Genomic DNA, 26,847 nt, shown 5'->3' with positions numbered 1-26,847 from the left:
TGCTTTATTTACCCGGTTATTACTATTAAATAATTAACCTCTAAAAACTGTATAACCATGGCAAAGAGTCACGACGCTAAGAAAACTGCAAAGAAAGAGCCTACAAAGACCGCTAAAGAAAAAAAAGCGGAGAAGAGAGACAAGAAAAACAATCCGAAAAGAGATTAATGCAAAATCCCCAAGCTTATTGGGGATTTTTTTTGCCAAAATTTTGTCAAAAAACTCCAATCGCCTACTGTTTTTGTTCTCGTTTTTTATATTTGTAAAAATGCCAAAATCAACATATGGAATTATACTACTCCTTTTCAGTCCTAATCGTACTTGCATCTTTTTTTGCTTATCTTAATATCCGTTTCCTAAAGCTGCCTGCTACCATCGGAATCATGATTATTGCCATGATCAGTTCCATCCTGCTGGTAATTACCGGAAACATCTTCCCTGAAACATTCACCAATTTTTCAAAACTATTTTCAGAATTTGACTTTACAGAGGTACTGATGGGTGCCATGCTAAACTTTCTTTTGTTTGCGGGCGCAATTCATGTCAACCTTAAAGACTTGCGTGAACAGCGAGGTCCTGTTATGGTTTTTTCAACTATTAGCGTATTAATCTCAGCATTGGCTATTGGACTTATTCTTGACTTTGTTACCGATCTCCTTCATATTGACCTGCCCTTTATTTACTGTTTGCTTTTTGGAGCTCTGATTTCACCTACTGATCCGATTGCCGTACTCAGTATATTGAAAAACGCCAAAGTTCCGAAATCATTGGAGACAAAAATTGCGGGAGAATCCTTGTTTAACGATGGTGTAGCTGTCGTAGTTTTTGCCGTAATCCTAAAACTGGCGCAAGATCCTGCAAGCGACTTTTCACTACCACACGTTTCGTGGTTACTGATTAGGGAAGCTTTGGGTGGTTTCCTTCTTGGAACTTTCCTAGGTATACAATCAAGCAAAGCCATGCGCAAAGTTGACGATTATAAAGTATCTGTATTGATTACCCTGTCTGTTGTAATGGGCGGTTATTTGATTGCACAGGCTATGCATATTTCCGGACCATTGACGATGGTCGCTGCAGGAATCATTATCGGAAATTATGGAAAAAAGACAGCGATGTCTGCCACTACAAAAGATTACCTAAATAAGTTTTGGGAATTGATTGACGAAATTCTGAATGCTATTCTTTTCCTTTTTATCGGTTTTGAATTATTGCTAATTCCGAACATCTTAAGTTTCTGGTCTATTGGATTGATTTGTATCTTCATCGTGCTTCTCTGCCGATTCATATCAATTTGGATTCCAACCAAAATCATTCCTTTTAAAAAGAAATTTGAATCTTCAACCATAAAAATAATGGTTTGGGGAGGACTGCGCGGAGGTGTTTCTATTGCCTTAGCATTATCGATTGCAGAAGGCCCTCATAAAAAAATCATAGTAGCGATTACCTATTTTGTAGTCGTGTTTTCTATAATCGTACAAGGACTTACTATTGGCAAATTGGCGAATAGATTATTACCAAAAGCAAAATCCGCTAGTATAGAATAAAAAAGGAGCTTCAATTGAAGCTCCTTTTTGTTATAAAGAATCTGGCAGTACTTTGCCGGGGTTTAGTATAGAATTTGGGTCAAAACATTGTTTGATATTCTTCATCAGCAGTAATTGTGTTTGTGAAAAGGCAATATCCATATAGTTCTTCTGCACATAACCAATACCGTGCTCGCCAGATAATGTTCCTTTGAGCGAAACCGTCAATTCAAAAATTTCACGGATACCTTTCGGAATCTCAGTCTTCCAGTCCTGATCAGACATATTACCTTTGACAATATTCACATGGAGATTTCCATCGCCGGCATGGCCATAACAAACCGATTTAAAGCCATATTTGTTTCCTATAGCCTTGATTCCTTCCAAAAGCTTAGGCAGTTCGTAACGTGGCACGACCGTGTCTTCTTCTTTGTAAACCGAATTTGATTTTACGGCTTCGGCCACTGCCCTTCTTAATTTCCAAAGCGCATTTTTCTGATCTTCGGAATCCGCAAAAAGAATTTCATCAATAGCAAACTGTTCTAAAACTTCAGTAATCTTTTCAGCTTCAGAAAACAGCACATCAGGATAATTCCCATCCACTTCGATGAGCAAATGCGCCTGAACTTCGTCTTTTATATTTAGGCTCACGCCATCAATAAAACGCAGCGTCCAGTCAATGGCATCACGTTCCATAAATTCTAAAGCACTTGGCGTTATTCCGGCCTTAAAGATTTTGGCTACTGCCTCGCAAGCCTGGCTAGAATTAAAGAAAGGAACGAGCATCAATACATTATGAGTATTTTTCGGCAGCAGCTTCATCACGATTTTGGTAATGATTCCTAATGTGCCTTCACTGCCAACCATCAATTGTGTCAGATTATATCCTGTAGAGTTTTTCAGTGTATTGGCTCCTGTCCATATAATTTCGCCTGTTGGCAATACTACTTCAAGATTCAGCACATAATCTTTGGTCACACCATATTTCACCGCTCTGGCTCCACCTGCATTTTCCGCTACATTTCCACCTATAAAACAACTGCCACGACTACTTGGATCTGGCGGATAAAACAATCCTTTTTCCAAAACGGCTTCCTGAAGCGTTTGTGTTACTACGCCCGGCTCAACCATAACCTGAAGGTTCTGTTCGTCAATGTGAAGGATTTTATTAAAACGTTCCATAGAAAGCCCGATTCCCTGGTGAATGCTTAAAGCACCACCGCTCAGTCCCGTTTTTCCTCCAATTGGCGTTACGGGAATCTTATATTCGTTAGCAAGTTTTAGTATGGCTGAAATTTCTTCGGCAGAAGCTGGTTTCAGTACTACACTTGGCGGAAAAACATAATCTTCCGTTTCGTCATGTCCATAGTAGTTTCGGGTTTCTTCATCTAAGAAAAGAAAAGATGGGCCAACAATTTCTTCCAGTCGGCTGATTGCTTCTTTGGACAGTATTTCGGTTTTCATGATAGCGATTTCAAAATCATTAAAGAACTCCAAAAATACTATTTATTTGATTGCGTAATAATACCACAAAGGTTTTGTTGCGAATAAAATTAAGGTTTTTCAGGTCTTGTATTTTTGTAGATAAAATGATCGACAGAATATTTGCCACTTCCTGTTACCAGCAAAAGGACATAAATCAGGAGATACAATCCGCCCAATTCCTGTTTTTCAAAACCATGTGCGCCATGGATAACAAAAACGGCAAAAAACATCGTGATAATCAGAGGAATCGTAACGAGTCGTGTTGCAAATCCGACAAATAGCAGACCTGAACATAAAACTTCTGCAAATACCGCCAGTGATAAGGATGCTGACGTTCCTACTCCTAAAGGATCGGGAAAGTCAAATGGCCCGCCTGCATAAAGCGTATCGAACTTTTCCACGCCATGTACCAGCATAAAGCTACTCACAGTAGCTCTCACTATAAAAAGCATAATATGGGAAAGGTTCTTGTTCTGTGCTGTACTAAAAATTTTCATCATAATTGCTGTAATTTAATGGGTTTCACGCCCTATAAATTTACAAAAATTAACATGATAAAAATGACAAACAGGCTTACTTTTTCTTCTTAAGGTTTGGAAGGAATAAAGCAATAATCCCAATTAGCGGCAAATAAGCACAAATCTTATACACGGCTTCAATACCTATATGATCTGCCGTATAACCCAGCAATGCTGATCCAAGTCCACCCATTCCGAAAGCAAAACCGTAGAAAAGACCGGATACCATACCCAGTTTTTTTGGCAATAATTCTTGTGCATATACCAGAATTGCCGGAAAAGCTGACGAGATGATAATTCCGATAACTACAGACAAAATACCTGTCCAAAACAAATCGGCATAAGGCAGGAACAAAGCAAACGGTGCAGCTCCAAGAACCGAAAACCAGATCACATATTTTCGTCCAAACTTATCACCCAAAGGCCCGCCCAGTAAGGTACCTAAAGCACAGGAAGCCAAAAACAGGAACAAGTGGAATTGAGCATCTTGGACAGAAAGATTAAACTTTTCAATAAGATAGAATGTAAAATAGCTGGACATGCTCGCCATGTAGAAAAATTTAGAGAAAATTAATACCAGCAAAATGATTACGGATAAGATAATTCTGTTTTTTGACAAATCCGGCAACACAACTTCTACTTTTTTCTTAGCTCTTAACGAAAGATGATTGTCATACCAACGGGCTATTCTTCCTAAAACAAGCAATGCCAAGGCAGCAATTATGACAAAAAATAAAATGTAACGCTGTGAATTAGGCACTACCAACAATGCTACTAATAAAGGCCCGATAGCCGTCCCTGCATTTCCTCCTAATTGGAAAACCGACTGTGCTAACCCACGCTTTCCGCCCGAAGCCAGGAATGAGATTCTGGAAGCTTCCGGATGAAATATAGACGACCCGATTCCTACCAGGATTACCGAAAGTATGATAACATAGAAATTCGAAGCATACGAAAGCAGGATAATTCCTGACAAGGTGAAAAACATCCCGTAGATCTGCGAGTAAGGCTGCGGTTTCTTATCCGTATAAAACCCTACAAACGGCTGCAAGATAGAAGCCGCCATCTGATAAGCAAACGTAATCAGTCCGATTTGTGTAAAGGATAGATCGTAACTTTCTTTTAATATTGGATAAACTGACGGAATAACTGCCTGCAGCAAATCATTCAGTAAATGCGCAAAGGCAATAGAAAAGAGAATAGAATAGACCGTTTTTTGTGCCAATTCCTTATTATCTGTATCTGGAGCTTGAAAATCTAAATCTGTTGTTTTCATATTTTTTTAAAAGGTAATTAAAATCCAATACCAAAAGGCTAATGTGAGAAAGGAAAGTGGAATACCGATACCAATCATCATACTGCTCAGTTTAGGCTTTAGCCCATAGTTTGAAGCAATGATTGAGGCTGTAATCATAGGTGCCATAGCCGACTCAAGTATGGCAACATCGATTTCGATTCCTTTTCCGTTAAAAATTATTTTATATAAGACATAAAAAAACGCCGGGGTAATCATCAGTTTGAAAAACAATCCCAAAGCCAAGAAATTCCAATGCCTGCTTTTTTCCTGCACTTTGATTTGCAACCCGACAGCTACAAGTGCTATCGGTGTTACAGTACTTCCCAATCGTTGAAAAACCAATTGTAGGCTTTCAGTAAAATCAGTACTAAAAGCATTCATCAACATGGCTGCAAAAAAAGCCAGGAATGGAGGAAAAAGCACAATTTTTGAAACAATCTCTTTAGGATTAGGAGTGCCTCTTGAATAAAGTGATGCTACGATAATACCCAAAGTTGCCATCACTACAAACGTACCGGGTTGGTCGACAATAATGGCGGTTTCCATACCTTCTTTGCCATATAAGGCCTCAATTACAGGAAAACCGACAAAAGCGGTATTGCCTAAGCCGCCCATCAAAACCAGACAGCCAACTAACTTTCTCGACCATTTGAAATAGCTTCCCAATACTGAAAAAAACAAGAATGAAAGTAAGAATCCAAGCCAGGCAATACCCAAAGGAAACAAAAGTTTGGAGCTGATTTCAATCTTAGGGATATAAAATAAGGCCAGAGCCGGCAGTGAGATATAAATCACAAACTGGTTCAATACCTGATGCGAATTCGCCGGAAAAATCTTTGTTCTTTGCAATGCAAATCCAATCAGCAGACACAAAAACAATAAGATAATACTATCCATTTTTATAACTTCAAACTACGGAAAGCTCTTTTAGCAGATTTGTTTTCCGTCTTTTGTTTTTTTGAGTGATGAGAAAAGAGGCAAATACCTACCGACATAAATAACAATATTAGAGTCGATACTCAGAGGCATATTTTGAAAGTGCAAATTTACGGCATTACTTACAATTTATCAGCTACCTGAGAATCATAAAAAAAAGCCAAAATATTTGTTAAGAAATAAAATCGCCATACATTTGTAACATATTTTATTACAGTATGATTTCTGGCAAGTTTGCAATTACGCTCCATATCCTGACACTCCTGTCTAAGTTTCCGGATGAATATCTTTCGTCTGAATTCTTAGCCGGAAGCATGAACCTGCACCCTGTCTTGATTCGTAAAGAAATTGCCAACCTGAAGAAACACAATATTGTAGAAAGCAAAGAAGGAAAAAACGGCGGAACTAGATTGTTGAGACCTGCTGAGAAAATCAACCTTGATGATATTTTCAAGATGACTTTTGAAAAAGTAACTTTAGGTTATTCTAAAAACGATCCTAATCCGGATTGTCCTGTTGGAAAAAACATCAATAATAAGCTAGACGAACTGTATGACGAAATCAATAAAAAGATTAGCACAGAATTAAGTACCATATCGCTTACTGAATTCTCAGGTAAGTTCTAGCTATTTTTTTACCCTAAACTGTAACATTTTTTATTACCATTAAATAGATATAACTATGAAAATCGCAATTATTGGAGCCACAGGATTTGTGGGCTCAAAAATTACCGCTGAACTGGCAAACCGCCATCATGAAATAACAGCAATTTCAAGAAGTGAGAAAAATACTGACCTCCAGAATGTGAAATATGTTGCTACTGACATATTCAATACACAAGAACTGGCTCAAACCCTAAAAGGACATGATGCAGTTGTGAGTGCCTATAATCCCGGATGGACAAACCCAAACATCTATGAGGATTTTATTGCTGGCTCAAAAGCAATTCAGGAAGCTGTGAAACTTTCTGGTGTAAAAAGGTATATAACTATTGGAGGTGCGGGAAGCTTGTTTGTTGCTCCGGGACTACAAGCTGTAGATACGCCTGACTTTCCAAAAGAATATTACGCTGGAGCAAGTGCAGCCAGAGATTATCTGAACCTACTAAAAGAAGAAAAAGAACTGGATTGGGCTTTTTTCAGCCCGGCTTTTGAAATGCACCAGGGAATTACGACCGGAAGAACCGGAAACTACCGTCTTGGTTTAGACAATCCTGTTTTTGATGAAAATCAAAGAAGTATCTTATCTGCAGAAGACCTGGCTGTAGTCATCGCTGATGAGGTTGAAACACCAAGACACCACCAAGTCCGATTTACAGCTGCTTATTAATAAAAGGGCCATCCAATAACTAAAAACAGTTTCTTTAAGCAACGGCTTTTTGAAACTGTTTTTGTTTTCATTACTTTTACTTCTCAAAACCGCTATCGTGTCTAAATCCAGTCCACATAAATCTGCGCTAAAAGAAAAAGAAGGAATCAGCCAACCCGAAAGTATTGGTAAAAATTCAGTTGCCCAAATCATACAATTCCGAAAGCAACAGCCTTCTGCGCAAGAATTAATCGATGGAATCTTAAAAGGAGATAAAATTTCCCTGAGTCGTGCCATAACTTTGGTTGAAAGCACCCAGCCCAAACATCTTGAAAAAGCCAATGAAATCATCCAGGCCTGCCTTCCCTATTCCAATAATTCTGTGCGAATCGGAATTACAGGAGTTCCAGGCGTTGGAAAAAGTACGTTTATCGAAGCTTTTGGCCGCTTTCTAACTGCATTCGGTAAAAAAGTAGCTGTATTGGCTGTTGATCCTAGCAGTACCATTTCACACGGAAGCATTTTAGGCGATAAAACCCGTATGGAAGAATTGGTTAAAGATGAAAATGCCTATATCAGGCCTTCTGCATCCGGAGAAACACTTGGTGGCGTTGCCCGAAAAACAAGGGAAACCATCATCTTATGTGAAGCCTGCGGATTTGACACCATCATTATTGAAACTGTAGGTGTTGGACAAAGTGAAACAGCTGTTCATAGTATGGTTGATTTCTTCCTACTCTTGAAAATATCGGGAGCCGGAGATGAACTTCAAGGAATCAAGCGAGGCATTATGGAAATGGCCGATGCTATAGTCATCAACAAAGCCGATGGTGACAACATCAAGAAAGCCAGGATGGCTAAAACCGAATTTAATAGGGCATTGCACCTTTTTCCTCCAAAAAGCTCAGGATGGCAGCCCAAAGTCACAACCTGCAGCGCCATCACTCATGACGGTATTGCAGAAATCTGGGAAATGATTTCAGAATATCTTATACTAACAAAAGACAACGGTTACTTTTCGGAAAGAAGAAAAGACCAAAACCAGCATTGGCTTTTGGAAACCATCAACGAACAGCTAAAAAATCACTTTTTTGAGCATCCGGAAATAAAAAATCTATTAGAGGAAAATAAAAAAGCGGTGCATGACAATGAAATTTCACCGTTTGCAGCCGCCTCTATTTTATTGGAAAAATACTTTAGGTAGATGGCAGATTTTTGATTTTAGATTTTAGATCTCTGATTTTAGATTTGTGATTTTTGATTTGTGATTTTTGATTTGTGATTTATGATTTTGGATGCTATTATACTATATTTTTTAACCTAACATATTTTATACCAAGCTCCCAAAACTATAAACTATCCACTACCAACTATCCACTATAAACTATCAACTATTCTTCGTATCTCCCCACTTCCCTATCGTAAAATTCATTTGCTTCTGTAATCAAAGCTTCCATTACCTGATTTAGTTCGCCTTCGTCAAGGTCTTCAGCTTCTTCCAGAAATTCAACCTCATCATCTTTCAGGTTGATAATAAATCTTGGGTAATCCATGTGGATAATAAAAATATCCTCTGGAAAGTCGGTATTGTCGCCTAATAAAAATTTTGGTAATTCCATATTATTTGGATTTATGGTTTTTGATTGCTGATTTATGATTTATGATTTTAGATTGCTGTTTCGACAGCTGTATCTGCGTCTTTTATCGATTTTTTTGTGAGATAATTAAAGCGAATATACAAAAATACCGCTGCAACTGTCAAACCTGCCAAAAGACCTATCCAAATTCCGGTTGCCTTGAGGTCGGTATGTTTCCCTAAATAGTACGAAATTGGAAATCCTACAACCCAATAGGCCGCAAATGTAATATACATCGGGATTTTGACATCCTGAAGTCCTCTTAAAGCTCCTAACACAACTACTTGAAGTCCATCTGAAATCTGGAACACAGCAGCAACAATAAGCAGCTGCGAAGCTATAGTTATTACTTCTTCATTATCTATGACCAAAGCATTCTTCTCCATATTAAGGAACAGATGTGGCAGGTATTGGTGGAAAAGCACAAAACAGATCGCAAAAATGATTTCAATAATGATTGCCAGAAGGAAGATAGATCGGGCTACAATAATTAGCTTTTTATAATCTTTTAGTCCTTTCTGGTTACTCACACGAATCATTGCCGTAACACTCAATCCCATGGCAAACATAAACGTAGCCGACGCCAAACTTAACGCAATTTGATTAGCCGCCTGGCTGTTTTTGCCCAACGAACCTGAAAGCCATATTGCTGATGTAAAAAGTGCAACTTCAAAAAACATCTGTAAAGCAGAAGGAAGTCCCAGGCTCACAATCTTCTTTAGCATTGTCTTTTTGATTTCCTGGAAACTGAAGTTCTGGAAATAGGCTGTCAGTTTTTTATTCTTAGACAAAATCAGGTGCATAAAAGCAAGCATCATAAGCCTTGATATTACTGTTCCCAAAGCAGCACCAATAATGCCCATTTTTGGGAAAATCCAGATTCCATATATCAGAAAATAGTTTAATATGACGTGTACTACATTGGCCATAATAATTGCATACATGGAATATTTCGTCATGGAAAGTCCATCTGCAAACTGTTTATATCCTTGATATACAACTAATGGTATCAATGAAAAAGCAACCCAATCAATATAAGGCTTTGCCAAAACGATAACCTCTTCCGGCTGTCCCATATAATACATCAACGGTTTGGCAAGCACAATTACCCCGAACAGCGTAAAGCCCAGTATGGCACATAAAAACAATCCATGATGAAAAGCAGACCTGATTTTTAAAGTGTCTTTTTCGGCATCAGCCTGTGCAATAATTGGAGTTATGGCCGTAGAAAAGCCAATACCTAGCGATATAGCCACATAAATAAAGCTATTCCCTAATGAAACTGCTGCCAATTCTGTAGCGCCCAGCTTGCCGACCATGATATTGTCGACAATTCCGATTAATGTATGTCCAAGCATACCCAGAATAATCGGGTAGGCTAATTTCAGGTTATATGAAAACTCTTTGGTGTATTGATGTAAGTTCACGATTGTGTAGAAAATTGTGTGGCAAAGATAGCACCATATCCATGAATTCCACACTTTTAAAAATATTTAAATTTTTTAAGCAAAACACCATAAATACAACAATTCACTTGCTATCAAAGCCTTATCAGCTTATTGACCTTTTAACAATACTTTAAAAATTAACATATAGGAGGTTGGCGTTATTATTGTTAAATTTATAGTAATAACTTTTAAAAACCTGATCTATGAAAAATTTGAAATCAATCACCGGCTTATTTGTACTTTGCTTTACGGTTCTAACGACAGCGACTATGTCAGCCCAGGAAACCACTTCTGCAATTGGCGCTACCGAAAATTATGACCAAGGGTTTCGTTTAGGATTTGGAATTAATGGAGGTTTTATTTTTGATGATCCTTATGATTTCTCATTAGGTGCCGATGCCAGAATTCAGTATGACCTGAATCAACGGTATTCAATTACGTTTACTACCGGATTTACCAATTTATTTATCGGAGATGACATTCCCGATTTAGGATTCATTCCTGCCAAAGCCGGTTTCAAAGCTTTTGTATGGGAAAATCGTTTTTATGTGCTTGGTGAGCTAGGAGCTGCCATCCCAGTAACTAACGATTATAACACAACCAGTTTGTTGTTAGCACCAGGAATTGGGTATGCTAACAAATATTTTGACGCCAGTATTCGCTACGAATATTACAATGATTTCCCAAGGGAAAATGGCGAAGGAGTCGGACAGCTGGCCTTACGTCTGGCGTACGGATTTAGACTTTAATTCTTATACTAAAAAAGCCTTGGAAAATCCAAGGCTTTTTTTATTTCTCATTATTCAACTCGTTTTTATAAAACGACATATTGTCTTTGATTTTATCATCCAGTTCAGGATATTTTATGTCTTTGTATTTTGACAGCACATCCCAAATTGCTTTTGCCAGAAGTAAACGACAAGCATCTTTATCATCTGCAGGTATCACATACCAGGGTGCTTTTTCCTGAGAAGTTGCATTAATAGCTTCTTCATAATAATGGTGGTAATCGTGCCAGAAACCTCTTTCTTTTAAGTCACCAGGCGAAAATTTCCAATTGTGCTTTTCTTTTTCGAGTCGTCTTAAAAGGCGCTGTCTCTGTTCTTCTTTGCTCAAATACAGGAAAAACTTCAACACAATAGTTCCGTTTTCAGCGATATGACTTTCAAAATTGGCAATTTGCTTCATTCTTTTTTTCCAAAAATCCTTTGGAATATCTTCAACCTTCTCAATTCCCGGCAGGTTTTCATTTAAGATGTATTCCGGATGAACTCGCGTGACCAAAACATTTTCATAATGTGTCCTGTTAAACACGGCAAATTTTCCTTTTTCAGGCAAGGCCAGATAATGCCTCCACAAATAATCATGCTCCAGTTCGGTTGAATTGGGAGTTTTAAAACTATGCACCACTACTCCTCTTGGATTAAATTCTCTAAAAACTTCACGAATAAGGCTGTCTTTGCCAGAAGTATCCATTCCCTGAAGGCAAATCAAGACACTATAGCGGTTGTGCGCATACATCTTATCCTGCAAATCGCTTAACGCTTCACGAGTTTCATTCAAGGCGTCCTTTACTTCGTCATTTTTAGCTTTTAGGTCTATCAATGTAGGCAGGTCGGATAGTTTTATTGGACCGGTAATTTTGAAATCGTCCGTATTTATCGTTTTCATAGGATATTATTTTACATAAATGTATATATTTATCCTAAGAATTTGCGTTCTAACTTTAAATTTATTTCCAAACTACATTTTCAATACTTCTTCAAAGAAACACATACCATGCAAAAATTTCAGCTTGAATTATTATTTCAGATTATCGGAATCGGTTCTGCTTCCGGATTGGTTTTCAGAGACAATTCTCTCTTTATAATTTCCGACAATAGCAGCGTACTTTATGAATACCATATCGATAGCAAAAACCTTGAATCACATAAAATAATAGAAACAGCAGCTGGCGTACCAACAGAAAACATCCCAAAAGCTCAAAAACCCGATTTCGAATCCATTGCCGGATTTGGAGAAGATTGCTATATTTTTGGTTCCGGCTCTACTGAAAACCGAAACAAGATGATTCATTTTGATGCGGATAAAAAAGAAAAAATCAAAGAAACAGATGTGACCGACCTTTATCTGGTCATGCAAAGTTTTGGGAATACAAAACCGGAAGATTTCAACATTGAAGGTGTTGTTTATAATGGCGAAAACTGGTTTCTTTTTAACCGAGGCAATGGCGCTTCTGGTAAAAACGGAATTTTCACCATTGGCGGAAATAACCTGACCGACGATTTTTCTGTTTTGTATAATTCCTATAAACTACCCAAAATAAAAGGAATACAGAGTTCTTTTACAGATGCCGTTCGTGTTGATGGAAAAATTTATTTTCTAGCAACTGTCGAGAACACCAAGTCAACCTATGATGACGGAGCGGTTCTCGGAACGTTTATCGGCAGACTGGACATCGAGAAGATGAAAATCGATTTTACCCAAAAGATAACCGACACCCATAAATTTGAAGGACTTACGATTTACAAAGAAAATGACAAGACAATCGAATTTTTACTTTGCGAAGACAAAGACAACGATGACTTGAAGTCGGATATATATAAGCTTACGTTGGATAAATGATTTGAGATTTTTGATTTTTGATTTGAGATTTGGGATTTATGATTTTAGATTTATGTCCAACCTAAATCATAAATCAAAAAATCTTAAATTTTTCCCCCACCCATCCCAACCTTTTTATCTTTTTCTCTCTCTATACAGGAAAGACATTTATTGTGATAGACGAAAAACTAATTACAGCCTGCAGAAAAATGCAACGGGACGCACAGCGTCAGGTGTATGAGCTTTTGGCTCCGAAGCTGTACCGGACTTGCAAGCGGTACCTAAAGAAAGAGGAAGAAATAGAAGAAGCGTTGGCCGATGCTTTCTACACTATTTTTACGAAAATCGATCAATTGAAGGAAGTTCGGGCTTTTGAAGCCTGGGCCAGAAAGATTGCGGTCAATCAATGCTTACTGTCGCTCAAGAAAAACATCAACTTTAACATGTATCTTGACGATGTGAAAATCATTTCACAGCCGATTACAAATCACACGACCGATCTAGAGGAAGAAGATCTGCTCAACCTGCTGAATTTTATTCCCGAAGGATGCCGAACCATTTTTAACCTTTTTGCCATTGAGGGCTATTCTCATAAAGAGATTGCCAAGATGCTTGATATTTCAGAAGGAACGTCTAAATCACAACTGAATGTCTCGAAGACCAAACTAAAAGAACTGGTCAATAACCTTTATTATCAAAAAGCAAAATAGTGATGGAAAATCAAGATAAAATATTCGAACAATTCAAAGACGCCTCCAAAAAGGCTGAAACGAAAGACTTTCCTGCTATGGAAAAAGTCTGGGCTCGTGTTGAAGAAAAGCTGGATAAAAAAGAAGATAAAAGAACAATAGTACTCTGGAAAAAAATTGGGATTGCTGCTTCATTTCTTTTATTCTTTTCTTTAGGATACCAATTTCTAAAAACAGACGAAAATACAATCGACACGCCAAAACACCCAGTAGTAACCCAAGAAAAGGAAAACACAATTTCTAATTCTGAAAAAGAAGCTGTTGTTGATAATTCTAATGTTACTGCAAAACCTGAAAAGACAGAAACTAAAACATCTGGAATTATCAAAAGTAAGGCTGTCAATATCAAAACAAATGATGCCGTGGCGATTAAAGAAGACACTGACGAGTTCGACCCTGATGAAGAAGTTCTAAGTAAGACTACAACAAAAACTGCCGAAATAGCTCAAGCCGAACCAAAAACGGAACTGCTCGAAGAAACAAGAATTGTTGTTACCGAAACTAAAATCGATCCGGTTACAAAAGAAAAAATTATTACCGGAACTGTTGTTGATGCCCAACAATTGCCATTGCCAGGCGTGAATGTTGTTGTCAAAGGAACAACCCGCGGAACACAGACTGATTTTGACGGAAAATATAGCATTGCGGTTAATCCTAATGAACAGTTGGCTTTCTCCTATGTTGGCTATAAATCAAAAATTGCACCCGTTAAAGACAATTCCAAACTGGATATTGCCTTATCAGAAGAATCCGGAATGCTCAGCGAAGTAATAGTAACAGGATATACAGCTACAAAAAGATCAAAATCCTCAGCCGCTGTATCTATAGTTGATGAAAAGGCTCATAAATCAACACGTAGATCTAAAAAAGAAGCGGCATTGGCTTCACCAAATTCTTCTAATGATGGTTATATAGCAAACACTTCAGGTAACAGGACTTATAGAAACGGAGATACATCTATAATTCTTAGAGGCGTTGGGTCAGTCAACGGCAATGATGAACCTTTGTATATTGTTGATGGTATGCCTGCAGATGAAGAAACTTTCAAAAGCATCAATCCAAACGAAATCAAAGAAATTACTGTTTTAAAAGATGCTTCGGCAACGGGTTTTTATGGACATAGAGGTGTTAATGGAATAATCGTAGTTAAAACTAAACTTTCTAAAAGAGAATGGAGAAAAAAGCTTAAGGAATTAAAGCGAAAGAAAAATACCGAAGTTTATAAAATGGATGAACATACAGAAGACTATAATCCGTTTGTAGAAAATCCGTTTGAAAGTCCTAAAAATAATCCGCTTTCTACTTTTTCGATTGATGTGAATAATGCTTCTTATACCAACATACGCCGATTTATAAATAACGGTCAGGAAGTACCAAAGAATGCAGTGCGTGTAGAAGAAATGGTGAACTTTTTCAAATACAACTATCCGCAGCCAAAAGGAGACGAGCCTTTTTCTATCCAAACAGAATACAGCGATGCACCTTGGAATCCAAAACATAAATTATTGAAAATCGGATTGCAGGGAAAAATTATCCCGACAGAAAAACTGCCGGCTTCCAATCTGGTCTTTTTGATTGATGTTTCAGGCTCCATGAACGAGGACAACAAATTGCCATTGCTAAAACAGTCTATGAAAATTCTGATTGAAGAACTCAGAAAAGAAGATAAGGTTTCTATAGTAGTGTATGCCGGGGCAGCCGGTATGGTTTTACCTCCTACTTCTGGAAACGATAAAAAAGCCATTCTTGATGCCATAGAAAAATTAAGTGCGGGAGGAAGTACCGCTGGTGGCGAAGGAATCGAATTAGCCTATAAAATAGCTCAGGAAAATTTCATCAAAAATGGAAATAACCGGGTTCTTTTGGCTACTGATGGTGACTTTAATGTAGGGAAATCGTCTAATGCAGACATGGAAACTCTTATAGAAGAAAAAAGAAAATCAGGCGTTTTTCTAACCTGTCTGGGTTATGGAATGGGGAATTATAAGGATAGCAAAATGCAGATTCTAGCCAATAAAGGAAATGGCAACTATGCTTATATCGACAATATACAGGAAGCTAACCGCTTTTTAGGAAAAGAATTCAAAGGTACACTGTTCGCAATTGCTAAAGATGTGAAAATCCAGATTGAATTCAATCCAAAACATGTTCAATCCTATCGCCTGATTGGTTATGAAAGCAGAAAGCTAAAGACTGAAGACTTTACTAATGATGCGGTTGATGCCGGTGAATTAGGAAGCGGACACACGGTTACAGCCTTATATGAAGTTATTCCTGCCGGAGTCGAAAGTGAATTTTCCAATAACATGCCTGATTTGAAGTATACAAAAACAGAAGAAAACGGAACTGCTTATACTAATGAATTGGCCACTATAAAATTCAGATACAAAAAACCGGATGGTGATAAAAGTATCGAACTGGTAAATGTTGTTGAGAACATATCAATTCCATTGAATACTGCTTCTGATGATTTTAAATTTTCTGCCGCAGTTGCATGGTTTGGATTAAAACTGAGAGATTCAAAGCTAATCCCGAACAAATCTTCAAAAGACATCAAGAAATTAGCAAAAGAAGGTTTGTCTAATGATGAAGAAGGTTATAAGGCCGAGTTTATCCGATTAGTAGAAAGCGCAAAATAAAAAAACATGAAAAAGTATATTTATATAATTGTACTATTGATTTCATCACTTGCATTTGGCCAAAATCAAAATGAAGTTGGATGCACAAAATACCTTGCCATGTCTGCGAAAACAAACTTTGAAAACGATCTTAAAAACAATACCATTACTATTTATCTTCGGGGAGGAATTGTTTCCGTAATCAAAAAAGAAGATCTAGTATTTCAAAAAAAGTATGGTATCAATTATCATGATTCTGGTTGTGTGGCAACAAAAGATTTTGATTATTACAGAATGTACAATCATCATGTATTTGCCTATTTATCTGGTAAATTTGGAAAAGATTGGAAGAAAGAATTAAACACCAATGCTTATGGCATAAAGTAGCAAAAATCAAAAACCGATAGTCTAAGATTATCGGTTTTTTTATTTATTGAAATTTCAGGCGTATTTCCGTGCCTTTTGATTCTTCACTTAGAATAGCTAATTCGCAATTTATTTTTTCGGCCAAATTTACCACCAATTGCAAACCGACACCCGTTCCTTGCTCATTGTTTGTTCCTCTTCGTGATGAATTACTATTTTGCAGTATGTCATTAATCATCGACTCAGACATCCCTATTCCATTGTCCTTAACACTTAAATCATTACCAAAAGATTCGATAACAATCGCTCCATTCTGAGGCGTAAACTTAATCGCATTCGAAATCAAGTTTCTAATAATTATGGTTACGATTTCAATATCAGAACTTATTTTAAGGCTTTCAACGGCAACACTAATGCTGATATTCTTGCTTTCATAAGATGATTTATAGATTTCCAGAATATTTGCTATCACCACCCGAAAGTCAATTTCAACGAGATTCAATTTTATGGCATTGAAATTCAGCTTCGCCCAATTGAGCGTATTGTCTAACAATTCCAATACTTGTTTGGACTGCTCATTAATCATTTTAATCAGGGAAGCAAACTCGTCACTTGAAATTTCAGTATTTGCCGCCATCGACGATATCGACATCAGGTTAGCAACCGGACTTCGCAAATCGTGTCCTAAAATAGACAGCATACGGTCGTTATTCTTGTTGATGTTTTTTAATTCTTCCTGAAAATGGATTTCCTTATCTAAGTCAATAAAGGCAACCACGTGTATTTTATTAATAACACAAGCTTTCACTTCATACCATCTAATCGACCCGTTTTTACAAGTTACGTGTGATTTGCTTTTGACAAAAACTTTACCTTCTTGCTGGGACAAGATTTCTTCCTGATCCCACGTAGAAATGACTTTATCTCTATAGTCGTCATTGGGATAGGCTTTAGAATACCAAGCTTCAATGGTTGGAATTTCATCAAGCGTATATCCAATTTCTTCCAGAAATTTTTCGTTCAAGTAGGTGTTGAGATGTTGGTTATCTATAACCTCTGCAATGATAAACGGATAAGGCAAGAAGTCGGCAACTCCTTGCAGTTCTATCCTTGAATTTCTTAAACGACTTATTTCGTCAGGAATCATATATTTCTGATTTTGTAAGCAATTTAATCAATAAATTATATCTATCAGAAATTATTTCTCGATCTCACGCAGGCTGTCCATTTTTTTGTGCTCCAAGAAACCTTTGATGTCTTCAAAGTGTTCTTTCACACGCTTGTTTCCAAATTCGAAAACTTTTGTTGCCAAACCATCCAAGAAATCACGATCGTGTGAAACTAAAATCAAGGTTCCGTCAAAATCACGAAGTGCATCTTTGATGATGTCTTTTGTTTTCATATCCAAGTGGTTGGACGGCTCATCCAGAATCAGCAAGTTTACCGGTTCCAGTAATAGCTTAATCATGGCCAAACGTGTTTTCTCACCTCCAGAAAGCACTTTTACTTTTTTTGTAGTATCATCTCCGTGAAACATAAATGCTCCCAGGATATTTTTAATTTGTGTTCTAACTTCTCCAACAGCAATATTATCGATAGTCTCAAAAATCGTAGCATTTTCATCTAATAGAGAAGCTTGATTTTGGGCAAAATAACCAATCTGTGCATTGTGCCCTACTTCTACAGAACCGCTATCAATCCCGATTTCTTTCATGATTGCTTTAATCATCGTAGATTTTCCTTCTCCGTTTTTTCCAACGAAAGCTACCTTCTGTCCTCTTTCAATTACGATATTCGCATCTTTGAAAACTACGTGATCGCCATAGGATTTGGATAAATCTTTTACAATCACTGGATAATTTCCGGAACGGGCTGCTGGTGGAAATTTCAGTTTTAATGCAGAAGTATCTACTTCATCCACCTGAACAATAACTAATTTTTCAAGCATTTTTACACGTGACTGTACGGCATCCGTTTTAGAAAAAGTTCCTCTAAAACGATCTATAAAAGCCTGGTTGTCGGCAATCATTTTTTGCTGCTCGTCATAGGCTTTTTGCTGGTGTACTCTTCTGTCTTTTCTTAATTCCAGATAGTGTGAATATTTAGCTTTGTAGTCGTAAATTCTACCCATCGTCACCTCAATCGTACGGTTCGTGATGTTGTCAACAAAAGCCCTATCGTGAGAAATAACTACGACAGCCTTAGCTGAGTTGATCAAGAAATCTTCCAACCATTGAATAGATTCGATATCCATGTGGTTGGTAGGCTCATCCAGAAGAATCAAGTCTGGTTTCTGCAAAAGGATTTTTGCCAATTCGATACGCATTCTCCAGCCTCCGGAAAATTCAGAAGTTTGGCGTGCAAAATCTTCTCTTACGAAACCTAATCCTATCAAAATTTTCTCGACTTCCGCTTCATAATTTACTTCTTCAATCGCATAAAACTTCTCGCTCAAGTCAGAAACTCTTTCAATCAATTTCATATAATCGTCAGATTCATAATCTGTACGGACAGTCAATTGTTCGTTCAGTTCATCAATCTTAGCTTTCATTTTGAAAATTTCACTGAATGCTTTTGAAGCTTCCTCCATTACAGTAGATCCATCTTTTGTCAACAAATGCTGTGGCAGATAAGCGATTGTGGCTTCTTTTGGTGCAGAGATACTTCCTCCAGATGGTTTGTTTTGGCCTGCTATTATTTTTAGAAGCGTCGATTTTCCGGCTCCATTTTTACCCATAAGGGCTATTTTATCGTTTTCATTTATAGAAAAAGTGACATCGCTAAAAAGCGTGGTTCCTCCAAACTGTACTGAAATATCGTTTACTGTAATCATCTGATTTGCTATGAAATTGATTGTAAAATCCGGCTTCCCTGATTTTTGAAGGTGCAAAGATAACGCAATTAAGGAATTAGGCAATCTGAAAAAACTGCTAATCCTTGTAGAGAATTCAAAATTAATTGACTTATATTTATAGTAAAGATTTTACTAATGTCTAAAATTACTCCCTTTTATACACGGCTTGCCCATGTTCTCGTTTCCATCATCTGCCTGTTCTATCTTGCTATTATTGGAGAAACGCTGCTGGCACCGCTAATTTTTGCCTTTTTATTTTCATTATTGCTGCTTCCGTTTGCTAATTTTTTAGAAAAACGCTGGAAGTTCCCACGTTCTTTATCATCGGCAACCGTATTGTTGGTTTTATTTCTTGCCATTACGTCTGTAGCTTATGTGCTTTTGAATCAATTGAGCGACCTGACCAACGACCTGCCAGCCTTCAAGGAACAGTTATTGGCTACCTCAACAACTTTACAGGATTGGATTTCAGACACTTTTAACATTGACAATCACGAACAGATCAGCTATATCAATTCTGCTACAACTGAAGCTTTAAGTAAAGGCACTTCTTTGTTAGGACAGACTTTATTGTCGGTTTCGTCAGTAATGCTTTTTCTGGTGTTTATCTTTTTATATACCTTTTTTATATTGCTTCACCGCAGGCTACTGCTTACTTTTTTGGTTTCGTTATTCCGGGAAGAGCATTCTCCTGTTGTGTATGATGTGGTTTTCAACATACAATATATTGTCAAGAAATATATAGTTGGGCTTTTTCTCCAAATGCTAATTGTATCGGTACTGGCATGCACCGCTTTTGAAATCATAGGAATAAAATATGCTCTTTTATTGGGATTGATTACAGGAATTTTTAATGTTATCCCATACATCGGCATATTGACTTCGCTAATACTTACCGTATTGCTGACTTTCTCAACGATGAATTCAACATCAGTACTGTTGGTTATATTCAGCGTGTTTGTGATTCATTTGATTGACAGCAATTATGTCATGCCTAAAATTGTAGGTTCTAAAGTAAAGATAAATACGCTTACTGCGCTTCTTGGTTTGGTTTTGGGAGAATTAATCTGGGGAATCAAAGGAATGTTTTTGTCTATTCCAATCATTGCCATATTTAAGGTGATTTTTGACCGTATTGACGGACTTAAGCCATGGGGCTATGTTTTGGGAGAAGATGACAGCGTTCCGAAAGTTCCTGTTACGGAAACCGAAAAAGCCATCATTGAAAAAATGGAAGAACCCGAATAATTAGTTATTCGGGTTTTTTATTTCATACCAGGCTTGTTGAACGCCTTCATCATCAAAGAAATTCACAAAATGCATTCCTGCCTTTTCAAGAACTTTTCGGGAGGCATAATTGTCAAAATCAGCATAGGCGTTGATTTTTTTCAGCTTCATTTCACTAAAGCCAAAATCAACAAAAGCTTTTGCCGTTTCATAGGCATATCCTTTTCCCCAGTGTTTTTCTATAAAACGGTAACCCAAATCATAATAGACATCATGTCCGTTCACATTCTTATGTCGTTTTAATCCGGACCAGCCGATAAATTCGCCGGTTTCTTTTAAAATTACCGCCCAGCGACCTATCCCGTTTTCAAGATATTGCTGTCGGATATTTGTAATAGCCTCACGAACTTGCTCAATATCAGTAACCGGATTCTTTCCTAGATACTTATGTACAGCCGGATTGGAATCCAATTCAAACATACCTATATCATCAGAAGGCTGCAGCTCACGCAACAGCAGTCTTTCGGTTTCAAAAGAAGTTCTCATAGGCCCATTTTTTAAAGATTCATTTTGAAATCTGTAATTATCGGATCGGCTTTTCCATATTTCGATTCATCGATAAAAATTTCAACAGCAATACTGCCGCCAGTTCCTAAGACAATTGCGGACTGGTTGTTATTTCTCATAAGCGTCTCAATCCCTGCTTCTTCTAATTTTGTTTTTAAAGCTATTGCCATAACCTCACTACCCGAGAATACTTTCATTAGTCCCATTTCTTTTTTTTTTTAGTTATTTATTCTGTTTCTTCATCCTCTATGTCATCCATCTCAAAAAACAGAGGCTCAACCATAATTCTGTCTGCAAAGAATTCTACTCTTTCCGTGATATTTTCAGAAAAGAAAATCCTTTGTGTCTTACCCATCGATTCCGAAATTCTTGCCAGTTTGGTATCATAACGCAATCGCAACAAATCGTCAGTATTTTCAATGATAAACATTTTCAAACGGTTTACATCAAATCCTGCCGATGAAAACATATCGCTCAATCGGTTTGGAGTTCCTATCAAAACATCGATTCCTAGAGAAATATGGTTCTTATCGAAATCAATATCACCTTTATCATGAACGCCATACACCCGAAGGTCTGTATAGTTACCCAACTTTTCAAAAAGCTGCTTCATTTCTATCATTTTCTCTTTGCTCTCTACAACAATAAGAGCTCTAGGCGATTCTTCAAAAGCTTTTTCAAGCCTTTGGATCACGTTAAGCACCAATGTTGTGGTTTTCCCAGATTTTGCAGGGGCAATGATTACGCAATCGGCACCGCTTTTTATGGTTGAAAAAGTCTCCTGCTGCATTTCATTGGCTTCAACAAGGCCGTTTTCGACCAAAGCCCGTTGAAGGTTTTCGTTTATTTTTTTCAGTTTCATTTTAATCGTATAACTCCCTGAGCTATTTTTCAGGGAAGCCTATTATTTGCTGGCAAAAAGCTTTACATCAGTTTCGGAAATTTCATTTCCTCCTAGGATGATTAAGCGTTCAACCACGTTTCTTAATTCTCGTATGTTCCCTGTCCAATCGTATTCTTTCAGAAGGGCAATCGCTTCATCAGAAAACTGTTTTGGTACATTTCCTTGCTCGTTAGCTATTTTTTCGGTAAAGTGATGTATCAATAAAGGTATGTCATCACGCCTGTCGTTTAATGCCGGGACTTTAATCAGAATAACAGCCAATCTGTGGTATAAATCCTCACGGAATCGCCCTTCTTCGATTTCTTTTTTCAAATCCTTATTAGTAGCCGCAACAACCCTAACATCTACTTTGATATCTTTATCAGCACCTACTCTTGTAATCATGTTTTCCTGCAAAGCACGCAATACTTTGGCTTGAGCAGAAAGACTCATATCACCAATTTCATCCAGAAAAATGGTTCCTTTATCAGCCGCTTCAAACTTTCCAGCTCTGTCTTTTACAGCAGAGGTAAACGCTCCTTTGACATGTCCGAATAATTCGCTTTCAATCAGTTCTGATGGAATCGCAGCACAGTTCACTTCTATCAAAGGCGCTGCAGAACGCTCACTTCTTTCGTGAAGCTGGTGCGCTACTAATTCTTTTCCGGTACCGTTAGGTCCTGTAATTAGAACTCTTGCATCGGTTTGGGCTACTTTTTCTATAATCTGCTTGATATGATTGATGGCTTCACTATCGCCTATCATTTCATAATTCTTGCTTACTTTTTTCTTCAGTATCTTATTTTCAACCACAAGCTTTTTTCTGTCCAGCGCATTGCGAACAGTGTTCAAAAGCCTGTTTAAATCCGGCGGTTTTGAAATATAATCGAAAGCTCCAAGACGCATCGTGTTAATAGCCGTTTCCAAATCGCCATGTCCTGAAATCATAACCATTGGAATTTCCGGCTTGATTTTTTTCACAGCTTCAAGTACCTCAACGCCATCCATTTTAGGCATCTTGATATCGCAAAGCACTAAATCGTAATCGTCATTTTTAATCTTTTCAAGGCCTTGCTGGCCATCTTCGGCTTCTTCAACAACATACGAATCATTTTCTTCAGAAAGAATCTTTGTCAATACTCTTCTGATGGCAGCTTCGTCTTCTATAATCAATATTTTGGGCATATCTAATCTTTTACTTTGCGTTTAATACTTAAGCCATTTGTACAATTCTTTCCAGGTTGGTTTTTTGCCATACATCAAGATACCGATTCTGTAAATTTTTGAGGCAAACCATACTACTAAAAAGAAAGTTCCAAAAAGCAATACCAAAGAGACAACTATTTGCCACCACGGCACACCAAAAGGAATTCGCATTAGCATTACGATTGGCGAGGTAAGCGGAATAAATGAAAACACAGTTGCGACTGTTCCGTGTGGGTCGTTTAGCACACTAAAGAAACCCACATAAACGCCAAGCATTAATGGAAGTATAATTGGCAAAAGAAACTGCTGCGAATCGGTTTCATTATCAACCGCTGCACCAATTGCCGCATAAATAGAACTGTATAAAAAGTAACCTCCAACAAAATAAATGATAAAGGAAACCAGCAATGTTGCAATTGGAAGGTTTCTAAATTCATTGGCATATAACTGCATATTAGCAGCCATCCCTTCATTAGCTGATGCCATCATTTCCGGTGACATTGATGATGAGGCTCCGATGTTGATTCCTAAAAATGCGGAAGCAACGAACAATAGGATTCCACCAAGTAGTGCCCAGATAACAAACTGCAATACGCCTGCTAAAGAAGTCCCGATGATTTTACCCATCATTAACTGAAACGGTTTTACCGATGAAATAATAATTTCAATAATACGGTTGGTTTTTTCTTCAATGACGCTTCGCATTACCATATTCCCGTAAATGATGATAAACATCATGATCAGGTAACCAAAAGCAGCTCCTATAAAAATCTTGATTTCGTTTAATCCTTTTACCGTTTCTTCACCCGATGCTTTTGCCAGACTGATATCTACTTGTGCTTCGGCATTTTTGATAGCTAGTGTATCCAGATTGGCTTTTTCAAAATTTGATTTTGTAAGCTTTTGAGCAATAATGCTTTCCAGATCATCTATATACGAAAGACTCGGACTATCGTTTGAAATATATTGTATTTTTTTAGCCAGTTCTTTATTGTCTTCCATTTTAGGAATGTATAACACGGCTTCGTACTTTTCTGCAACGATGCTATCTTTCAACACTTTTAAATCGACTTTCGAACGGTCGAGATAATGATATTCGTCAGAATTCTTGAATTCTTTGACAAAGAGATTGGATTCGTCATGGATTGCAATTTCCTTGACGTCTGATTTCATCGTGCTGAGATAGGCTACAAATGCTACAAGACCCACCATAAGCAAAGGGCTCAAGAAAGTCATGACGATAAATGATTTGTTGCGGACTTTTGCAACGAATTCTCTTTTTATGATTAGTGATAATATACTCATTTTTAGATTTTCGATTTGTGATTTAATGATTTCTGGCATGTTTGCATGCTTTCAATCCGCAATTATTTACCGCTTACTGTCTTAATAAAAATATCATTAACGCTTGGAATCTTTTCCACGAAATGTGTTACCTGTCCCATTTGGGTCAGAATATTCAACAATTCATTTGGAGAAGAGTTTCCAATCTGTACTTCCAGTTTCAAATCGTCGTTAAGTGTCTTGAAGTTGGTTTGCCCTACTGTAAATTTCTGAGTCAGTTGATACATCAATCCTTCTACATTTGAGGTCATGATTCCTACCTCAAAGCTATTCGTTCTGTATTCTTTCTTGACATCGTTCAATTTTCCTTCAATGAGCTTATTGGATTTGTGAATCAAAGCAATATCATCACAAAGTTCTTCCACGCTTTCCATTCTGTGGGTAGAAAAAATAATTGTAGCGCCTTGCTTTTTCAGTTCCAGGATTTCATCTTTTATCAGATTGGCATTCACCGGATCGAATCCGCTGAAAGGTTCGTCAAAAATCAAAAGTTTCGGTTTGTGCAACACGGTTACAACAAATTGAATCTTTTGCGCCATCCCTTTTGAAAGTTCCTGAATTTTTTTATTCCACCAGCCTTGAATTTCAAGTCTGTCAAACCAATAATCCAGTTGTTTTTTGGCTTCTGTTTTTGAAAGCCCTTTTAACTGTGCCAAATAAAGTGCCTGTTCACCAACTTTCATCGTTTTGTATAAGCCTCTTTCTTCCGGCATATACCCGATGTGCTGAACGTGTTCCGGTTTTAATTGCTCTCCATCCAAAAGAACGGAACCGCTGTCTGGCATTGTTATTTGATTGATAATTCGGATTAGCGAGGTTTTCCCTGCGCCATTAGGACCAAGAAGTCCGTAAATGCTTCCTTTAGGAACCTGTAGCGAAACATTATTTAAGGCTGTATAATCGCCATATTGCTTGACTACATTTTTAACTTCAAGTATGTTGCTCATTATGCTTTTTTGGATTTATTTCTTCAATGAGGCACCTATGCCCCGACTGTGTAAAAATAAGGAATTTGAAGGCAAAATTTATGCGAATTTCAAAAAAAACCCACCCCTATTTGCACAAGGATGGGAAAAATTGCTATGAAAAAGAAAATTACTAGTTGCCTAGTAATCTCCAAATATAAAAAAATTTGAATTACTATGAAAACATATCCTTAACTTTTTCAAAAAAAGATTTTTCGCTCTTCTCTGGTTTTGGGATGAAATTGTCTTCTGTAACTGATTTTTCAAAAAATTGTTTTTGTTCTTTGTTTAGGTTTTTAGGCGTCCAGACATTTACATGTACTAGTAAATCTCCATTTCCATAACCGTTGATGCTTGGAATTCCTTTGCCTTTCAATCTAAGGATTTTACCTGACTGAATGCCTTCTTCCAGCTTAATTCTTACTTTTCCGTTTACCGCATCGATGTCTCTTGTGACACCCAAAACAGCTTCCGGAAAACTTATGTATAAGTCCAAATGTAGGTTTTCGCCTTCACGCTTTAAAAATTCGTGTTCCACTTCTTCAATGGCTACAATCAAATCTCCCGGTATGCTGTTGCTTCCCGGAGCGTCGTTTCCTTTGTTTGAAACTTTTAGTTGCATTCCGTCTACAACGCCCGCTGGAATTTTGATAGAAACGGTTTCGTCTACCATAATCATTCCTTGAGCATCTGCATCTTTCGGCTTACTTTCAAGCACTTGCCCAGAACCGCCGCAAGTATGACAGGTTGTTGCTGACTGCATTCTTCCTAAAATCGTATTGGTAACTCTCATTACCTGTCCTTGACCATTACATGTTGGGCAAGTCTTATAATGTACGCCTTTAGCCTGTACTTTTCTTTTGACTTTTACTTTTTTCTCAACTCCATTGGCAATCTCTTCCAAAGTCATTTTTACTTTGATTCTCAGATTACTTCCTTTCACTCTGCGAGGCCCTGAATTTCCGCCGCCAAATCCACCAAATCCAGCTCCAAAAGCACTGCCGAAGATATCTCCGAATTGGCTGAAAATATCATCCATATTCATGCTTCCACCACCAAAACCACCTGCTCCATCAAAAGCCTGGTGACCAAACTGATCGTATTTTGCTTTCTTTTGAGGGTCGCTCAAAACTTCATAGGCTTCTGCCGCTTTTTTGAAATTTTCTTCCGCTTCTTTATTCCCCGGATTTTTATCAGGATGGAATTCGATTGCTTTTTTTCGGTATGCCTTTTTGATTGCAGCAGCGTCTGCAGATTTCGAAATTCCTAATATTTCGTAAAAATCTTGTTTCATTTTTTCATTTTTAGCATT

General features: G+C 37.5%; 26 protein-coding genes. 10 read left to right on the top strand and 16 right to left on the bottom strand.

From position 1 onward, the window contains the following. Positions 1 to 284: 284 nt before the first annotated feature. A complete protein-coding gene (locus FJA49_RS17895) occupies positions 285 to 1,544 on the top strand; it encodes a cation:proton antiporter (protein WP_140002867.1) in 1,260 nt (419 codons plus the stop codon). 30 nt (positions 1,545 to 1,574) lie between these two features. Here the strand turns inward: FJA49_RS17895 and FJA49_RS17890 are convergent, their stop codons facing one another. The 4 genes from FJA49_RS17890 to FJA49_RS17875 form a co-directional block, all read right to left on the bottom strand. Continuing rightward, on the bottom strand, positions 1,575 to 2,987 hold the full coding sequence (locus FJA49_RS17890; protein ID WP_140002865.1) for an FAD-binding oxidoreductase: 1,413 nt from the start codon (positions 2,985 to 2,987) through the stop codon (positions 1,575 to 1,577). 89 nt (positions 2,988 to 3,076) lie between these two features. Continuing rightward, entirely contained in the window at positions 3,077 to 3,508 is a 432-nt protein-coding gene (locus tag FJA49_RS17885) for a DoxX family protein (RefSeq protein ID WP_140002863.1), read from the bottom strand. Positions 3,509 to 3,581: 73 nt separating this feature from the next. Continuing rightward, positions 3,582 to 4,802: an MFS transporter gene (locus FJA49_RS17880; protein ID WP_140002860.1), complete on the bottom strand. Its 1,221-nt coding sequence runs from the start codon at positions 4,800 to 4,802 to the stop codon at positions 3,582 to 3,584. Positions 4,803 to 4,808: 6 nt separating this feature from the next. Continuing rightward, positions 4,809 to 5,720 carry an AEC family transporter gene (locus FJA49_RS17875; RefSeq protein WP_140002858.1) on the bottom strand — a complete coding sequence of 304 codons (912 nt, stop codon included), beginning with the start codon at positions 5,718 to 5,720 and terminating at the stop codon, positions 4,809 to 4,811. Positions 5,721 to 5,977: 257 nt separating this feature from the next. Here FJA49_RS17875 and FJA49_RS17870 point away from each other — a divergent pair, with 257 nt between their 5' ends. From FJA49_RS17870 to meaB, 3 genes are all read left to right on the top strand, one after another. Then, positions 5,978 to 6,385, top strand: coding sequence for an Rrf2 family transcriptional regulator (locus FJA49_RS17870; RefSeq protein WP_140002856.1), 408 nt, complete (start codon positions 5,978 to 5,980; stop codon positions 6,383 to 6,385). Between the two features lie 55 nt (positions 6,386 to 6,440). Continuing rightward, complete coding sequence (locus tag FJA49_RS17865; RefSeq protein WP_140002854.1) at positions 6,441 to 7,088, top strand: NAD(P)-dependent oxidoreductase; 648 nt, start codon at positions 6,441 to 6,443, stop codon at positions 7,086 to 7,088. 97 nt (positions 7,089 to 7,185) lie between these two features. Further along, complete coding sequence (gene meaB / locus FJA49_RS17860) at positions 7,186 to 8,271, top strand: methylmalonyl Co-A mutase-associated GTPase MeaB (RefSeq protein WP_199758399.1); 1,086 nt, start codon at positions 7,186 to 7,188, stop codon at positions 8,269 to 8,271. A 187-nt stretch (positions 8,272 to 8,458) separates the two neighbouring features. Here meaB and FJA49_RS17855 read toward each other — a convergent pair whose 3' ends face one another. After that, positions 8,459 to 8,686 (bottom strand): hypothetical protein, encoded by a 228-nt coding sequence (locus FJA49_RS17855; protein ID WP_140002852.1) that lies wholly within the window; start codon positions 8,684 to 8,686, stop codon positions 8,459 to 8,461. A 47-nt stretch (positions 8,687 to 8,733) separates the two neighbouring features. Then, positions 8,734 to 10,131 (bottom strand): MATE family efflux transporter, encoded by a 1,398-nt coding sequence (locus FJA49_RS17850; protein WP_140002850.1) that lies wholly within the window; start codon positions 10,129 to 10,131, stop codon positions 8,734 to 8,736. A 224-nt stretch (positions 10,132 to 10,355) separates the two neighbouring features. Here FJA49_RS17850 and FJA49_RS17845 point away from each other — a divergent pair, with 224 nt between their 5' ends. After that, positions 10,356 to 10,901, top strand: a complete 546-nt coding sequence (locus tag FJA49_RS17845) for a hypothetical protein (protein WP_140002848.1) — start codon at positions 10,356 to 10,358, stop codon at positions 10,899 to 10,901. 40 nt (positions 10,902 to 10,941) lie between these two features. Here the strand turns inward: FJA49_RS17845 and FJA49_RS17840 are convergent, their stop codons facing one another. Then, positions 10,942 to 11,823: a PPK2 family polyphosphate kinase gene (locus FJA49_RS17840; RefSeq protein ID WP_140002846.1), complete on the bottom strand. Its 882-nt coding sequence runs from the start codon at positions 11,821 to 11,823 to the stop codon at positions 10,942 to 10,944. Positions 11,824 to 11,931: 108 nt separating this feature from the next. On the opposite strand from FJA49_RS17840, the gene FJA49_RS17835 reads away from it, so the two are divergent. The 4 genes from FJA49_RS17835 (at position 11,932) to FJA49_RS17820 (ending at position 16,510) form a co-directional block, all read left to right on the top strand. Further along, positions 11,932 to 12,777: a DUF6929 family protein gene (locus FJA49_RS17835; protein ID WP_140002844.1), complete on the top strand. Its 846-nt coding sequence runs from the start codon at positions 11,932 to 11,934 to the stop codon at positions 12,775 to 12,777. 188 nt (positions 12,778 to 12,965) lie between these two features. Continuing rightward, a complete protein-coding gene (locus FJA49_RS17830) occupies positions 12,966 to 13,466 on the top strand; it encodes an RNA polymerase sigma factor (RefSeq protein ID WP_140003040.1) in 501 nt (166 codons plus the stop codon). A 2-nt stretch (positions 13,467 to 13,468) separates the two neighbouring features. Further along, complete coding sequence (locus FJA49_RS17825; RefSeq protein ID WP_233590229.1) at positions 13,469 to 16,144, top strand: VWA domain-containing protein; 2,676 nt, start codon at positions 13,469 to 13,471, stop codon at positions 16,142 to 16,144. A gap of 6 nt (positions 16,145 to 16,150) precedes the next feature. Continuing rightward, the gene (locus FJA49_RS17820; protein ID WP_140002842.1) at positions 16,151 to 16,510 is read left to right on the top strand and encodes an FEKKY domain-containing protein; all 360 of its coding nucleotides are present in this window, start codon (positions 16,151 to 16,153) and stop codon (positions 16,508 to 16,510) included. Between the two features lie 43 nt (positions 16,511 to 16,553). Here the strand turns inward: FJA49_RS17820 and FJA49_RS17815 are convergent, their stop codons facing one another. Both FJA49_RS17815 and FJA49_RS17810 read right to left on the bottom strand, forming a co-directional pair. Continuing rightward, on the bottom strand, positions 16,554 to 17,636 hold the full coding sequence (locus FJA49_RS17815; protein ID WP_140002840.1) for a PAS domain-containing sensor histidine kinase: 1,083 nt from the start codon (positions 17,634 to 17,636) through the stop codon (positions 16,554 to 16,556). A 51-nt stretch (positions 17,637 to 17,687) separates the two neighbouring features. Next, entirely contained in the window at positions 17,688 to 19,322 is a 1,635-nt protein-coding gene (locus FJA49_RS17810; protein WP_140003036.1) for an ABC-F family ATP-binding cassette domain-containing protein, read from the bottom strand. A gap of 156 nt (positions 19,323 to 19,478) precedes the next feature. On the opposite strand from FJA49_RS17810, the gene FJA49_RS17805 reads away from it, so the two are divergent. Beyond that, a complete protein-coding gene (locus tag FJA49_RS17805; RefSeq protein ID WP_140002838.1) occupies positions 19,479 to 20,591 on the top strand; it encodes an AI-2E family transporter in 1,113 nt (370 codons plus the stop codon). Here FJA49_RS17805 and FJA49_RS17800 read toward each other — a convergent pair whose 3' ends face one another. The 7 genes from FJA49_RS17800 to dnaJ all read right to left on the bottom strand — a co-directional run bounded on the left by FJA49_RS17800 (position 20,592) and on the right by dnaJ (position 26,829). Then, positions 20,592 to 21,116, bottom strand: coding sequence for a GNAT family N-acetyltransferase (locus FJA49_RS17800; RefSeq protein WP_140002836.1), 525 nt, complete (start codon positions 21,114 to 21,116; stop codon positions 20,592 to 20,594). It lies immediately after the preceding gene. 11 nt (positions 21,117 to 21,127) lie between these two features. Next, complete coding sequence (locus tag FJA49_RS17795; protein WP_140002834.1) at positions 21,128 to 21,343, bottom strand: putative signal transducing protein; 216 nt, start codon at positions 21,341 to 21,343, stop codon at positions 21,128 to 21,130. Positions 21,344 to 21,363: 20 nt separating this feature from the next. Then, complete coding sequence (locus FJA49_RS17790; protein ID WP_140002832.1) at positions 21,364 to 21,999, bottom strand: DEAD/DEAH box helicase; 636 nt, start codon at positions 21,997 to 21,999, stop codon at positions 21,364 to 21,366. Positions 22,000 to 22,041: 42 nt separating this feature from the next. Further along, the gene (locus tag FJA49_RS17785) at positions 22,042 to 23,205 is read right to left on the bottom strand and encodes a sigma-54-dependent transcriptional regulator (RefSeq protein WP_140002830.1); all 1,164 of its coding nucleotides are present in this window, start codon (positions 23,203 to 23,205) and stop codon (positions 22,042 to 22,044) included. Between the two features lie 21 nt (positions 23,206 to 23,226). Continuing rightward, on the bottom strand, positions 23,227 to 24,531 hold the full coding sequence (locus FJA49_RS17780; protein ID WP_140003034.1) for an ABC transporter permease: 1,305 nt from the start codon (positions 24,529 to 24,531) through the stop codon (positions 23,227 to 23,229). A gap of 62 nt (positions 24,532 to 24,593) precedes the next feature. Further along, a complete protein-coding gene (locus FJA49_RS17775) occupies positions 24,594 to 25,517 on the bottom strand; it encodes an ABC transporter ATP-binding protein (protein ID WP_140002828.1) in 924 nt (307 codons plus the stop codon). A gap of 193 nt (positions 25,518 to 25,710) precedes the next feature. After that, entirely contained in the window at positions 25,711 to 26,829 is a 1,119-nt protein-coding gene (dnaJ, locus tag FJA49_RS17770; RefSeq protein ID WP_140002826.1) for a molecular chaperone DnaJ, read from the bottom strand. Positions 26,830 to 26,847 lie beyond the last annotated feature (18 nt).

Origin of the sequence: Flavobacterium microcysteis, from assembly GCF_006385255.1 — a bacterium.
Taxonomy (GTDB): domain Bacteria; phylum Bacteroidota; class Bacteroidia; order Flavobacteriales; family Flavobacteriaceae; genus Flavobacterium; species Flavobacterium microcysteis.
The sequence above is the reverse complement of the archived record's forward strand: the minus strand, read 5'-3'. Positions and strand labels throughout refer to the sequence as shown.

Excerpts from the sequence above, each read along its gene's own strand:
- FJA49_RS17865 (WP_140002854.1), top strand. The coding sequence starts at position 6,441 with ATGAAAATCGCAATTATTGGAGCCACAGGATTTGTGGGCTCAAAAATT.
- FJA49_RS17840 (WP_140002846.1), bottom strand. The coding sequence starts at position 11,823 with ATGAAAACGATAAATACGGACGATTTCAAAATTACCGGTCCAATAAAA.
- FJA49_RS17890 (WP_140002865.1), bottom strand. The coding sequence starts at position 2,987 with ATGAAAACCGAAATACTGTCCAAAGAAGCAATCAGCCGACTGGAAGAA.
- FJA49_RS17870 (WP_140002856.1), top strand. The coding sequence starts at position 5,978 with ATGATTTCTGGCAAGTTTGCAATTACGCTCCATATCCTGACACTCCTG.
- FJA49_RS17785 (WP_140002830.1), bottom strand. The coding sequence starts at position 23,205 with ATGCCCAAAATATTGATTATAGAAGACGAAGCTGCCATCAGAAGAGTA.
- FJA49_RS17845 (WP_140002848.1), top strand. The coding sequence starts at position 10,356 with ATGAAAAATTTGAAATCAATCACCGGCTTATTTGTACTTTGCTTTACG.
- FJA49_RS17790 (WP_140002832.1), bottom strand. The coding sequence starts at position 21,999 with ATGAAACTGAAAAAAATAAACGAAAACCTTCAACGGGCTTTGGTCGAA.
- FJA49_RS17875 (WP_140002858.1), bottom strand. The coding sequence starts at position 5,720 with ATGGATAGTATTATCTTATTGTTTTTGTGTCTGCTGATTGGATTTGCA.
- dnaJ (WP_140002826.1), bottom strand. The coding sequence starts at position 26,829 with ATGAAACAAGATTTTTACGAAATATTAGGAATTTCGAAATCTGCAGAC.
- FJA49_RS17835 (WP_140002844.1), top strand. The coding sequence starts at position 11,932 with ATGCAAAAATTTCAGCTTGAATTATTATTTCAGATTATCGGAATCGGT.
- FJA49_RS17885 (WP_140002863.1), bottom strand. The coding sequence starts at position 3,508 with ATGATGAAAATTTTTAGTACAGCACAGAACAAGAACCTTTCCCATATT.
- FJA49_RS17775 (WP_140002828.1), bottom strand. The coding sequence starts at position 25,517 with ATGAGCAACATACTTGAAGTTAAAAATGTAGTCAAGCAATATGGCGAT.
- FJA49_RS17830 (WP_140003040.1), top strand. The coding sequence starts at position 12,966 with ATGCAACGGGACGCACAGCGTCAGGTGTATGAGCTTTTGGCTCCGAAG.
- FJA49_RS17800 (WP_140002836.1), bottom strand. The coding sequence starts at position 21,116 with ATGAGAACTTCTTTTGAAACCGAAAGACTGCTGTTGCGTGAGCTGCAG.
- FJA49_RS17825 (WP_233590229.1), top strand. The coding sequence starts at position 13,469 with ATGGAAAATCAAGATAAAATATTCGAACAATTCAAAGACGCCTCCAAA.
- FJA49_RS17805 (WP_140002838.1), top strand. The coding sequence starts at position 19,479 with ATGTCTAAAATTACTCCCTTTTATACACGGCTTGCCCATGTTCTCGTT.
- FJA49_RS17880 (WP_140002860.1), bottom strand. The coding sequence starts at position 4,802 with ATGAAAACAACAGATTTAGATTTTCAAGCTCCAGATACAGATAATAAG.
- FJA49_RS17815 (WP_140002840.1), bottom strand. The coding sequence starts at position 17,636 with ATGATTCCTGACGAAATAAGTCGTTTAAGAAATTCAAGGATAGAACTG.
- FJA49_RS17820 (WP_140002842.1), top strand. The coding sequence starts at position 16,151 with ATGAAAAAGTATATTTATATAATTGTACTATTGATTTCATCACTTGCA.
- FJA49_RS17780 (WP_140003034.1), bottom strand. The coding sequence starts at position 24,531 with ATGAGTATATTATCACTAATCATAAAAAGAGAATTCGTTGCAAAAGTC.
- FJA49_RS17855 (WP_140002852.1), bottom strand. The coding sequence starts at position 8,686 with ATGGAATTACCAAAATTTTTATTAGGCGACAATACCGACTTTCCAGAG.
- FJA49_RS17810 (WP_140003036.1), bottom strand. The coding sequence starts at position 19,322 with ATGATTACAGTAAACGATATTTCAGTACAGTTTGGAGGAACCACGCTT.
- FJA49_RS17895 (WP_140002867.1), top strand. The coding sequence starts at position 285 with ATGGAATTATACTACTCCTTTTCAGTCCTAATCGTACTTGCATCTTTT.
- FJA49_RS17795 (WP_140002834.1), bottom strand. The coding sequence starts at position 21,343 with ATGGGACTAATGAAAGTATTCTCGGGTAGTGAGGTTATGGCAATAGCT.